This window comes from Parageobacillus sp. G301, from assembly GCF_030268025.1.
Classification (GTDB): Bacteria; Bacillota; Bacilli; order Bacillales; family Anoxybacillaceae; genus Parageobacillus_B; species Parageobacillus_B toebii.
Window position 1 is genome coordinate 1271169 of record NZ_BSDB01000002.1, and the last position, 12077, is coordinate 1283245.

The following is a 12077-nucleotide window of genomic DNA, read 5'->3' on the forward strand; positions in this document are numbered from 1 at the left end:
GAAACGATATGAGACTATATACGAGAACAGGTGACAAAGGAAAAACGAGTTTAATCGGCGGACGTGTCGATAAAGATCATCTGCGTGTGGAGGCGTACGGGACGCTAGATGAAGTAAATTCATTTGTCGGGCAGGCGATGACGCTGTTAAATGATGAGAAATTTCAAGACATTTACGCTGAATTGCAAAAAATTCAACATGAATTATTTGATTGCGGCGGCGACTTGGCCATTGTGAATGGGAAGATTCCGTACAAAGTAACGGCAGATATGGTAACATTTTTGGAAACGCGCATCGATGAATATGTGAAAGAAGCTCCGCCGCTTGAAAAATTTATTTTGCCTGGCGGCTCTAAAGCTGCGGCGGCGCTTCATGTCGCCCGCACGGTAACAAGAAGAGCGGAACGGTGCATCGTGTCATTAAGCAAAGAGGAGCCGATTAATGAAATTGTATTGCAATACGTGAATCGTTTATCTGATTACTTTTTTGCTGTCGCCCGCGTCATTAACGCGCGTTTGGGAGTAAAAGACGTCGAATATGAACGGAGCGCGATCGTGTTTCGGGATAAGGAGGGGAAAAAATGATAGGAAGCCGGAAACAATTTGCCGCGACAATTGTGTTGATTAGTTTATCGGTAATCGGTTCATTGTTGAAGCTGCCAACTTCGCTTGGCAGCATTGCATTGGATAGCGCTCCAGCACTTGTTGCGGCAGCGATTCTTGGAGGGAGTATCGGCGCGATCGTTGCCGCGTTCGGCCATTTCATATCCGCGTTTTTTGCAGGATTTCCGTTAGGAGCGTTTCATCTGCTAGTCGCTGTGGAAATGGCAGCGCTTGTGTACGGATTTGCTTGGTTATATCAACATAAATGGAAAAAGGTCGCTTTCTTCTTTTTCTTTGTCGGCAACGCCTTTTTAGCGCCGCTTCCATTTGCTTTATGGATGGGTAAAGCGTTTGTTTTGGCGATTATTCCTTCTTTGGCTATTGCAACACTTGCAAACATCATCGTTTCCTCACTCGTTATTCCGGTGCTTTGGAGATGGACAATCATGGAATCGGAGAAGATGCCACGTGCGTGATGTATTGTTTATACCTTTTTATGATGGCACAGAGTTAGTGGTTGCGGCGGATGGCTCGGCAGCAATTGGAGAGAAAGAGAAGGATGTTGTACACGCTCCATATGATGTTGTTTCGTATTTTGCTGCGCGCGTTGCATTCATGGAAGTATTGAGTGTTGGAGCGAAGCCGCATGCCGTGGTGCTGCAAAATTTTGTGCATGATGAAGCGTGGGAAACACTTTGCAATGGCATCCGCAGGACGTGTCAAGAATTGCATATAGACATTCCGGTCATCGGGAGCAGTGAAACGAATTTTCCAACGTTGCAGTCCGCTGTTGGAATAGTGGTTGTCGGTACGGTACAAACAGAGCGAAAACGGGTCGGAATAACACCAAAAGATGCAAAATTTGCGGTAATCGGCGAGCCGCTTGTTGGAGATGAAGTATTGAAGCGTAAGGAACGTATGCTTTCTCTTTCGTTATTTCAAGCACTATTGAGACAAACGTATGTTTATGAAATTGTTCCGGTTGGTTCAAAAGGAATTTATTATGAATTGCAACAGTTGCTTCGGGACAACGGTCTTTCCTCTTTCTCTTGTTCCTGCTCGTTGCCGCTTTTTGCTTCATCCGGTCCGGCTACTTCTGTATTAATAAGCTATGATCCTCATATGGAGGAAGAAATAAAGAAGATGGTAAAAGATTTATTTTTTTCGATCGAATTGCGCTTATAGATTAGTAGAGATGAAAAGGAAGAATATTCCGTAAATATTCTTCCTTTTTTTGCGAAGAAACTTTATGATAGTTGTAACGAAACGATTGTTCTATCGACAGATGTAGTAGAATGGGAGGAGAAAGGATGGACTCCGTTTTTGAGGAGTTGTACGAAAAGTATCATGATGACATTTTTAATTTTTTATTTTATATGGTACGAAATCGAGAACAGGCAGAAGATCTCGTTCAAGAAGTATACATAAAAGTATTGCGTTCGTATAAGCGATTTAAGGGGGAAAGCAGCGAAAAAACGTGGCTGCTATCGATTGCTCGCCATGTGGCAATCGATTTTTTTCGCAAACAAAAAAGCTGGCGGCGGAGAGTGTCAGAAAAATTCGATTGGAACGATGATCAGCTTTGTGATATGCAGCCACTCCCGGAGGAAATTGCGATTCAAAAAGAAGAAATTCAACAGATGTACCGTTGTTTAGAGCGTTGTACCATTGATCAGCAACTTGTCATTGTACTCCGCTTTATTCAGTCGCTATCGATCACAGAAACAGCAGAAACGTTAGGGTGGACGGAAAGCAAAGTAAAAACAACGCAACACCGGGCATTAAAAGTATTAAAAAAGTATATGGAGGAAGAAGCGGCGAAAGGAGGAAAACAACATGAAAAAATTTCGGTGGAATGACGAATGCCTCCAATATACGTTGCAACAAATGCCGATGATCAAAGATCATCGTTCGAAAGAAGAAGTGTACCGACAATTGATGAAAGCAAGAAAAACAGCACGTTTGAAAGCGTGGTTTCTTCCATCGCTTGCTTCGATCGTTGCAGTCATGATCGTTGTTGTCATTAGTGTGCACAGCCTCCCGTTTACCAAACAGACAGAAGAAAAATCGGATAAATCTGTCGTTATGTTGCAAGCTGATCAGCGTTCCAATATGAGTCAACCGCTTTTGTCAGCAAACCAATACAGCGAGTTTCCATCGCACATTGTTACAAAAGAAGCTTTGAATGATCAAGATGTTGCTGTACTAGGGCTTCCCGATCAGCAGTCTCAAATCGTGATTCCGATTAGCGTGCCAGTCCAAAAGCATGAGTCGGTAAAACAGCAGCTAGAAACGGCCAAAACACAAATTGATGAACAAAAATGGGGAGTCTCGAAACGTTTGCTTAATGGGGTAACGATGGTTCCTTCTCGTGAAAGCAAACGAGTCTGGCTTGTTTATGTTTCAAAACAACATCCGGTTTTTTTGGAAGGAAGAGTGAGTGAGTCGCTGTTTTTATCCAGTATTGAAGAAACCATTCGATGGATGGGTGGCAAGAAAATTCGCTTTTTTACGGGAAGTAAAGAAGGGATGAAACTAAGTCATAAAGGATATATAGAATCGATGGAAATTCCAAATAAGAAGCGGGCGTATTATTTATATCAGCTCAGTTCGTCGCATCCTGTATATCTCGTTCCGTCCTCCCAACATTTCCCAACATTTCTCAAAGCATTAAGACAAATGCAAAAGGATATTAGTGCATCACTGCGATCAACGATTCCGCAGGGAGTGCAAATTGAGAAAGTAGATGTGCAACAGGATCACGTCGTTGTTCAATTTACTGAGGATTCAAAGCTTGATGTATCGCCATCGTTATGCTGGATGGTGGAAGCGATTTTACTTACCGCTAAGGAGTTTGGTTTTCGCTCGGTGACGTTTATGGGGGGGAATGTAAAACAGATCGGTCCATATATATTTGGCAAGAAGATTGATGTACCCGTTGGCCCCAATCCGATGCAGGCGGTTTTGCCAACAAGATAAGGGAGGGCTGTATTTTTTAATGTCAATGAAGTTCTATTTGCTCTTTTTTGGCATAATACTATATGGTGTAAAAAATAACGAGGAGGGATGAGCGACGATGGGTGATGTGGTGAGACGATTGCTTGTAGTGGCGGGAATGGCCGTTTGCATTCGGTTATTATTTATGGTAGGGTTAACTGGTTAACGTTTCGAAAATTCGTGAAAATCGTTGTCCTCTCGCATTTTCATACGATATAATGATAGAAACATAGTGGGAGGCGATTTGTGAATGTTAACAGACTACCATAACCATTTAGAACGCGGAACGCTGACATTGGACTATTTGCGGCAATTTACCGATGAAGCGGCGCGGAAAGGAATTCAACATTTCGGTATATCCGAACATGCCTATCATTTTTATCAAACGAAAAATATTTTATCGAATCCATGGGTAGACGAACGTCGCTATTATGATATGGCAGATTATGTCCGTCTTTTCCATGAGGCGTGGGATGCCGGAATTGATGTAAAAATGTCTATCGAAATGGATTATACGCCAGGAAAACATGAAGAGATGGCGGCGTTTATTCGATCATATGAGTTTGATTATGTCATTGGTTCCATTCACTGGATCGATGATTTCGGCATTGACTTAGCGGAATATCGAAAAGAATGGGAACGCCGGGATTTGTACGATACATATCGCAAATATTTTGACCAAGTCGTTACTTTAGCCGAGTCGAACTTATTTGATATTATCGGTCATATAGATCTGGTCAAAATATTTAAATATGTTCCGGAGGATGAGGAATTTTTATTAGAGCAATATGATCGTGCCACGACAGCGCTTGCGAATTCCAAAACATGTGTGGAAATCAGCACTGCTGGACTCCGCAAGCCAGTCGGTGAGCTATATCCGGATAAGCGGCTATTGCAAATGTGCTATGATAAGGGAATTCCGATTGTGCTTTCTTCTGATGCGCACGTTCCAGAGCACGTGGGGGCGGATTACGACAAGGCGATTGCGCTGGCGAAAAGCGTCGGCTATACGGAGCTGATGACGTTTCAAAAAGGGGAGCGTAAAGCGGTGCCGCTTGGATAAGAGAACAGCAATGGAAAAAGGAATGGGAAATTCCCATTCCTTTTTTGCTTATGAAACTTCTAATCTTTTTACCGTTTCAATATCTTCAATTTCAGCTAATTTCTCAAGTAAAGCGTCATCAATCGGTTTATCTAACGAAAGCATCATAATTGCCTTTCCACCTGCCTGCTCGCGTCCGACTTGCATTGTAGCGATATTTACTTGATGTTCGCCGAGGACGTTTCCGACCTTTCCGATCATTCCTGGTCGGTCTTGATGTTGGATGTAAAGAAGATGCCCATCTGGTGCAAAATCAATCGTAAATCCATCGAAGTGAACGATGCGGTCGCCATAGTTTGGAATGTGCGATCCTTTAATCGTAAACGTTCTGTTTTCCCCGTGTACGGTAAGGGAAATGCAGTTTGCGTAACCATGTGTTTCATCGGAAAATTTTTCTCCATACGTAATGCCGCGTTCTTTTGCGATCATGGCGGCATTCACTTCGTTAACCGTCGAAGCGACGCGCGGTCGTAAAAACCCAGCGAGCAAGCTGCGAGTGATATATGTTGTTTCTAAATCGGCAACCGTTCCCGCATAGGTTACGGATAGTTCTTGGACAGGAATATTCATATATTGTGATGCGATCGTGCCCATTTTTTTCGCTAAATTGTAGAATGCTTGAATTTTTTCATATACGTCTTTAGACAATGTTGGTAGATTAATAGATGATGTAACTGGTTTTCCTTCTAAAAAGTGTAATATTTCCTCGGCAACTTGTGTAGCAACATTGAGCTGCGCCTCTATAGTCGAAGCGCCAAGGTGAGGGGTGACAATCACATTATCAAACGCAAAAAGCGGATGATCGCCTGGCGGTTCTTGTTCGAATACGTCGAGAGCTACCCCTGCAACATGACCGCTTTGAAGAAATGGAATTAATGCTTGTTCGTCAATAATACCGCCGCGGGCACAGTTGATAAGGTATACGCCCTTTTTCGTTTTGGCCAAATTTTTTTCGCCAAGAAGCCCTTTTGTTTCTTTAGTTAATGGGGTGTGTACGGTAATAATATCAGAGCAAGCAAGCACTTCATCAAGCGTATGGATCGATACACCAAGTTTTTCCGCCCGCTCTTTTGTTAAAAATGGATCATATACATGAACCGTCATGCCGAATGCGCGCGCGCGTTTGGCTACTTCGGATCCGATGCGGCCAAATCCGATAATTCCCAAATGTTTTCCTTGCAACTCTGTTCCAACGAACGCAGAACGATTCCACTCCCGGGATTTCACAGAAACATGTGCTTGCGGAATATGGCGCACAAGCGCAGCCATCATAGCAAATGTGTGTTCAGCAGCAGAAATCGTATTTCCATTTGGAGCATTAATAACGACAATCCCGCGCTTCGTTGCTGCTTCCACATCAATATTGTCAACTCCCACACCAGCGCGCCCGATGATTTTTAAATTTGGCATTTTGGAAAGGAGTTCTTCTGTCACTTTCGTAGCGCTGCGAACAAGCAAGGCGTCAAATTCATGAAGTTGCTCTTCTACTTCTGTTACCTTTTTTTGTACGATTTCAATTTGTTCGGATTTTCGTAGTGGGGCTAATCCTTCTTCGCTAATTGCGTCGGAAACTAAAATGCGAAACACGGTGGTGAGCTCCTTTCTTTTTTCAAGGATTTTAAATTTCTGATAATTTAACATAATAAATTACCATCTGTCAATGATATGAGAAGAAGTCATACCAATGTAAACGTTTTTATTATGAAATGTTCGGATTTTCCTGAATAAAAAACGCCCAAGCCGTCAACCGTTCACTTGGGCGTCTTTTCTGTTATTTATTTTTTTGTTCGTTGTAGCGAGCGATGCATTCATCAATTAGTTTAGCGGCAGCTTCTGGACCTTCCCACGAGCCGATTTCCGTCCGTTTCCCTTCCAAGTCTTTATAGCGTTCGAAGAAATGGGCAATTTCTTTTAATTTATGCTGCGGAAGATCTTCGATGCTACGTACTTCATCGAAACGAGGATCTTCGACAGGAACACCGATCAATTTCGCATCCTCTTCGCCGCTGTCGACCATGTTTAAATAACCGATGACACGTGTGTCGATCACGCAGCCAGGGAACGTTGGATTTGTGGTGATGACTAAAATGTCAAGCGGGTCGCCGTCTAAAGCAAGCGTGTTTTGCAAATATCCATATTCTGCTGGATAAAACATTGGAGAGTATAAGACGCGGTCTAGTTTGAAAATGCCCCGTTCTTTGTCAAATTCGTACTTGTTTTGGCTTCCTGTCGGAATTTCGATAAATGCTTCGACAACTTTATTTTCAAATGCCACAACATTTTCCTCCCTTTATATGTATGTATGTGTTTCTATTATAGAATAGATGGTAGAAGTATAGCAACTATGTAAATATAACTCGATGTTTCGTTCTTTTGATCAACAAATTTTTCAACAGTTGACAAAATCTCATTATAACAAAATCATAAACACAATCAAAAACATGATTGGATGATCTTGTTTTTGTGCAGGAGCGGATAATCGATCCGTTGTTGCTTAAATGGATGGCAATAGAGGCTTCATTCAGATCATTTCCATAAGACATAAAAAAACCCTCTTGCATTTTGCATACAAGAGGGTGTATTTTTATTACTCAAATTTATTTGGATCGCCATCAAACGGTTCGTCTGCAACCTTAATCGATTCCGTTGGACAGCCTTCGAATGCATCCATCATGTCATCAATAAGAATTTCTGGCACTTCCACGATGCCTTGGTTGTCATCTAGTGTTACGTATGCAATGCCATCTTCATCGTAGTCATAAATATCCGGAGCTGCGGCACCGCACGCACCACATGCAATACATGTTTCCTTATCAACAATCGTATATTTTGGCATAAATAAAAACCTCCTCAAATTCTATTTCAAACGGACTGTCATCTCCGTGCTGCATACTCGGAAATGAACTTTCACTTCTTATAATAAGACTGTTTCCACAACTTTTCAATACAAAAAATATTACACCGATATTTTTAAACATACATTTCTCATTATGCATTTTTTTAGATGAGAAAAACTTTGTGTGAGAAACGAAGAGAGTATTTTTGCTACAATGGATGTATATCAAAGTGTTTCAATAAAGGAGCGGCGCGAATGAAAGGTGGGTATGCTTCGTTTCTTATTTTATTTTGTTTGCACCGTTTCAGCGGGGAGCGGTCTTTATCCGCGATATATCATCTATTTACCGGAAAAAAGTCGTCACAAACGTTACAAGATAGTAAATGGTTTCAGTTAGAACCATTTTTCGGAGTGTGGAAAGAAGTTACGTTAAACGATGTCGAGGCAGCAGCGCAACAGTTGTTCGAAAACGGCTTGATTTCCCCTGTACAAAACCGTTCTTATATACTGACGGAAGCTGGAAAAAAGCAGTTAGACGAACAGTTGCATCAAGTGTTTTTTCCGGTTCATATAAACGGATGGCGGTATCACGCCACAGAAAAACCGTTTTGGTATCGGTTGTCCTTGCTTGTTCAAACGTTATCGAACGTGCTCCATCAAACCCGTTTTGAACCGATTCATCGCCATGAGGAAACATTGATTTGGGTAAAGAATTACTTATTATCGCAAAAAAGGACAGTGCATGAATTAGCGCAAACGCTCTATAAAGAAATATATGACATTCTTTCTTCCGTTTCGGAAGAAGAGGCGACGGTGTTTACATTGCGCTTAACGAGTTTTGAGAGAATTGGCTGGACAAATGAGCAAATCGCTTCCTATTTGCAAAAAGATCCAGTATACGTTCGGTTTCAATTCCAAAATGTATTGCATTATATGATGGCTAGAGCGGAATCAAAACGTTCATCCGTTTTATATGAATTGATGCATGATTTATCGTTGCCGATACCATTAACGTTTTCGACACAAAAAACGTATGAATGGCTATTGCGTGGAAAATCGATCGAAGAGATCGCTAAGCTGCGCCGTTTAAAAAGAAGCACCATTGAAGACCATGTGGTGGAGATTGCGGCGAATATTCCTCATTTTTCTATTCAACCGTTCATCAATGAGAAAAGAGCGGCAAAAATTATTGAAACGGTACGAAAATTACGGACGCGGAAATTAAAGGTGATTCGTGACGCTATCGATGATGATGTCAGCTATTTTGAAATCCGCCTCGTATTAGCAAAGGAAGGAGAAATGTGGTGACATTAGAACAGTTGCTTCAAGAAAAATTCGGCTACTCCTCTTTTCGAAAAGGACAACGGGAAATTATTGAAGATATTTTGCGCGGATATGATGTATTAGCAATGTTGCCGACTGGTGGGGGAAAATCGCTTTGCTATCAGCTTCCAGCATATGTATTGCAAGGCAGCGTGTTAATTATTTCGCCGCTCGTTTCGCTGATGGAGGACCAAGTGCAGCAGCTTCGCCAACGTGGAGAAAAGAGAGTCATCGCATTTAATAGTTTTTTAGAAACAGAAGTAAAGATCAAAGCACTTGAGCGGCTTCATGAATTTCGGTTTATTTATGTTTCCCCGGAGATGCTGCAGTCGGAACGATTGCTTCGCGCTTTAATGAATATCCGTATTTCCTTATTTGTAGTTGATGAAGCACATTGCATTTCCCAGTGGGGTTACGATTTTCGTCCTGATTTTTTAAAGTTGGGAGAAATTCGCCAGCGTCTTGGCACTCCAACTTGTCTGGCGCTAACAGCCACCGCACCGCCTGAGGTGATGGATGATATTGTACATATTTTGCAGCTCCAGCCTCTTCGTCGGCATGTTCATTCTGTTGACCGGCCTAATATCGCCATCAAAGTGGAGAAAACGGACTTTATCCATGAGAAAGTAAGCAGGCTGCTTGATTATGTAAAAATGCTAGAAGGACCTGGGTTAATTTATTTTTCAAGCAGGCAATGGGCGGAAACGATGGCGCGGAAGCTGCAAGAGGAAGGAATTGAGCGAGTCGCCTATTATCATGGAGGAATGGATTCCGAACAGCGAATGCTTGTTCAGCAACAATTTTTGCGTGACCAATTGGAAATTGTATGCTGTACGAATGCATTTGGCATGGGAGTAAATAAAGAAAATATTCGCTTCGTCATTCATTTTCACATGCCTGGTCAGATAGAGGCTTATTTACAGGAAATCGGCAGAGCCGGCCGCGATGGAAAAAAGAGCATTGCCATTTTACTATATACCAATGGTGACGAGAGCATGGTACAATCTCTTATGGAAACGGAATTGCCGGACGATGTGCAAGTAAAACAATTATGCGAAAGCTTATTATATGGTGTAACTCCGGATCGTTTAGAACAGCAAATGAATGCATGTTCGTTAACAGATGTGCAAAAACGGATTTTAACGTATTTTTTCGAAGCGGAAGGAATCATTTCTTCCAAGCGGTTGCTTACGGAACGGGATGTTGCCTGTTTATATCAGACATTGATGAAGTATATCGAGACGCGCAGGCAATGGAAGCGAAAAAAGCTGCGGGAAATGATGAGTTGGGTGTTGCATCGTTCATGCCGGCGTGAGGCGATCGTTCAGGCGTTTCAACAGTCATTGGAGAGAAAGCCAGATTTATGCTGCGACCGATGCGGTTTTCCGCTCGAGAGCTACTTGCGCATGGAGAAAGAGGATAAAGATCTACATTTCCGTGGCTGGAAAGCGGAATTAAAGCGAATTTTCTTTTAAAGCGAGGCGTGTCTAGAATGAGGCGGCAAAGTGAACAAATCCGCATGATGGGCGATCGTGAAGTACTCATTCATTTATATTTTACTCAGTTATTGTTAATTGTCGTATCAGCAATCATCGGATTTTTTCTTTTTGATCTTTCGACATTCCAAAAAATTTGGCATTTTGATGTTGCCACGGTGTTAAAGTATGGCGGCGGAAGTGCAATGATTGTATTGGCCATCGATTTTTTATTGATGCGTTATTTGCCGGAACATTGGTATGATGATGGAGGAATTAACGAAAAAATTTTCCAAAACCGATCGATTCCGCATATCTTTTTTTTATGTTTATTGATCGCTTTTAGTGAAGAACTATTGTTTCGTGGAGTGATCCAGACGCATTTTGGCTTGTTTATTGCCAGCATCGTGTTCGCTTTGTTGCACGTGCGCTATTTAGAAAAGTGGTTTTTATTTGTGATGGTCGTATTGTTAAGCTTCTTTCTTGGATATATTTACCAACGAACAAACAGTCTTTGGGTCACCATTTTTGCTCATTTTCTTATTGACTTTATCTTGGCGATCGATATTCGTCTTCATTATGTCCGCAGCATGAAAGAGGGAGACGGGAGTGATAATGTGTGAATCATGATAAAACAGAATCATTGCGCGAATTAGTGGAACAAAGAGACGAAATGATGCAGCAAGAAGATGTATTATCACTTCCATCGCGCAGAGAGGTACATAGACAAAAGAAATCAAAAAAATGGGTGAAATGGAAGTTAAAATATCCGCTTATTCGCTTGTTAGCACTATTTTTTATTTTACTTCCGATTTCGATGTTAAGCATTTATTATGCAAATGATGATTCAAAACCAGTGACTGTCGTAACACGCAGTGAGACGGGCAGCTACGAACGAATTGACATTGCTCCTGCTGAGGAAAAGGCGGCGCCGCCATCAAGCGAGCCAAGCTCGCAAAAAAAAGATCGGCCTGAATCAGACGCACAAAAAGAAAATAAAGCTTCGGATAAGCAAAAAAAGCAAAAGATTATTACACATACAGTCCAAGAAAATGAAACATTGTACAGCATTGCGATGAAATATTATCAAAGTGATAAAGGAATGGAAATGATAAAAAAATGGAATCATTTAAAGAGCGCACAGCTTCATAAAGGACAAGTGCTGCAAATTCCGGTGATGGACGCTGAAAAGTAAGGAGGCGCACCATCACTTTTTTGTTCTACCTAAATGGGCTCGTACATATGTTTATAATAGAGGTCAGTGAAAAAACGAGGGGATCCGGCCGTGAGCAAAGTATTTTTCGAACAGCTTCACATTGATGAAGTAACAAAACAAATGCTGCTTGGAGTGATTGAAAAGAAGCAAAAATGGGAACGTTTGAAGAAACGTGTCCTGTCTTTGCAGATTGTCACTTTAGGTGGATTTGCGGTATTTTTCGTATATGTTTTATTTTATCTGATTTTTCCCAGCGGTACATTGACTGCGTTTATTAAGATGTTTTTAGGAAAAACGGTGCATTTGTATATATTATTATTGTTGTTTACATTGTATTGGGCCATTTTATATTACAAAAAAAAGTGCGATAAAGCAGAAGAAGAATTTCATTCGCTCCGCTGTGAAATCATTCAAAAAAGCGCCGATTTATGGAAAGAAGAGCAACAATGGAAAGAGCGCCATAAATTGTTTGAAATCATGAAAAAGGAGTACGACATTAATTTGTATTTTGAAAATAGCTGAATGG

General features: G+C 41.5%; 14 protein-coding genes. 11 read left to right on the plus strand and 3 right to left on the minus strand.

The genetic code is table 11. The features are described 5' to 3' along the window. Positions 1–8 precede the first annotated feature (8 nt). From QSJ37_RS15305 to QSJ37_RS15330, 6 genes are all read left to right on the plus strand, one after another. On the plus strand, positions 9–584 hold the full coding sequence (locus tag QSJ37_RS15305) for a cob(I)yrinic acid a,c-diamide adenosyltransferase (protein ID WP_081188246.1): 576 nt from the start codon (positions 9–11) through the stop codon (positions 582–584). Then, positions 581–1078, plus strand: coding sequence for an ECF transporter S component (locus QSJ37_RS15310; protein ID WP_285755980.1), 498 nt, complete (start codon positions 581–583; stop codon positions 1076–1078). Before QSJ37_RS15305 ends, QSJ37_RS15310 begins: the two co-directional genes overlap by 4 nt. Next, positions 1071–1787: an AIR synthase family protein gene (locus QSJ37_RS15315; RefSeq protein WP_285755981.1), complete on the plus strand. Its 717-nt coding sequence runs from the start codon at positions 1071–1073 to the stop codon at positions 1785–1787. The genes QSJ37_RS15310 and QSJ37_RS15315 overlap by 8 nt, the downstream gene beginning before the upstream one ends. Before the next feature lie 125 nt (positions 1788–1912). Further along, on the plus strand, positions 1913–2461 hold the full coding sequence (gene sigX / locus QSJ37_RS15320) for an RNA polymerase sigma factor SigX (protein ID WP_285755982.1): 549 nt from the start codon (positions 1913–1915) through the stop codon (positions 2459–2461). After that, the gene (locus tag QSJ37_RS15325) at positions 2439–3581 is read left to right on the plus strand and encodes a GerMN domain-containing protein (RefSeq protein ID WP_285755983.1); all 1143 of its coding nucleotides are present in this window, start codon (positions 2439–2441) and stop codon (positions 3579–3581) included. The genes sigX and QSJ37_RS15325 overlap by 23 nt, the downstream gene beginning before the upstream one ends. A gap of 268 nt (positions 3582–3849) precedes the next feature. Continuing rightward, on the plus strand, positions 3850–4662 hold the full coding sequence (locus tag QSJ37_RS15330) for a histidinol-phosphatase (protein WP_015864328.1): 813 nt from the start codon (positions 3850–3852) through the stop codon (positions 4660–4662). Between the two features lie 48 nt (positions 4663–4710). On the opposite strand, the gene serA is transcribed toward QSJ37_RS15330, so the two are convergent. The 3 genes from serA to QSJ37_RS15345 all read right to left on the minus strand — a co-directional run bounded on the left by serA (position 4711) and on the right by QSJ37_RS15345 (position 7537). After that, on the minus strand, positions 4711–6288 hold the full coding sequence (gene serA, locus QSJ37_RS15335; RefSeq protein ID WP_171698715.1) for a phosphoglycerate dehydrogenase: 1578 nt from the start codon (positions 6286–6288) through the stop codon (positions 4711–4713). 184 nt (positions 6289–6472) lie between these two features. Beyond that, positions 6473–6976 carry an inorganic diphosphatase gene (locus tag QSJ37_RS15340; protein WP_285755985.1) on the minus strand — a complete coding sequence of 168 codons (504 nt, stop codon included), beginning with the start codon at positions 6974–6976 and terminating at the stop codon, positions 6473–6475. A 312-nt stretch (positions 6977–7288) separates the two neighbouring features. After that, entirely contained in the window at positions 7289–7537 is a 249-nt protein-coding gene (locus tag QSJ37_RS15345; RefSeq protein WP_166909843.1) for a ferredoxin, read from the minus strand. Positions 7538–7792: 255 nt separating this feature from the next. Here QSJ37_RS15345 and QSJ37_RS15350 point away from each other — a divergent pair, with 255 nt between their 5' ends. The 5 genes from QSJ37_RS15350 to QSJ37_RS15370 all read left to right on the plus strand — a co-directional run bounded on the left by QSJ37_RS15350 (position 7793) and on the right by QSJ37_RS15370 (position 12073). Next, entirely contained in the window at positions 7793–8845 is a 1053-nt protein-coding gene (locus QSJ37_RS15350) for a YpbB family protein (RefSeq protein ID WP_285755986.1), read from the plus strand. Then, positions 8839–10335: a RecQ family ATP-dependent DNA helicase gene (locus QSJ37_RS15355; RefSeq protein WP_285755987.1), complete on the plus strand. Its 1497-nt coding sequence runs from the start codon at positions 8839–8841 to the stop codon at positions 10333–10335. Before QSJ37_RS15350 ends, QSJ37_RS15355 begins: the two co-directional genes overlap by 7 nt. A 17-nt stretch (positions 10336–10352) precedes the next feature. After that, a complete protein-coding gene (locus QSJ37_RS15360) occupies positions 10353–10958 on the plus strand; it encodes a CPBP family intramembrane glutamic endopeptidase (protein WP_285755988.1) in 606 nt (201 codons plus the stop codon). Next, a complete protein-coding gene (locus tag QSJ37_RS15365; RefSeq protein ID WP_285755989.1) occupies positions 10955–11530 on the plus strand; it encodes a LysM peptidoglycan-binding domain-containing protein in 576 nt (191 codons plus the stop codon). Before QSJ37_RS15360 ends, QSJ37_RS15365 begins: the two co-directional genes overlap by 4 nt. A 90-nt stretch (positions 11531–11620) precedes the next feature. Then, on the plus strand, positions 11621–12073 hold the full coding sequence (locus tag QSJ37_RS15370) for a YpbF family protein (protein ID WP_285755990.1): 453 nt from the start codon (positions 11621–11623) through the stop codon (positions 12071–12073). The last annotated feature ends 4 nt before the right edge of the window (positions 12074–12077 follow it).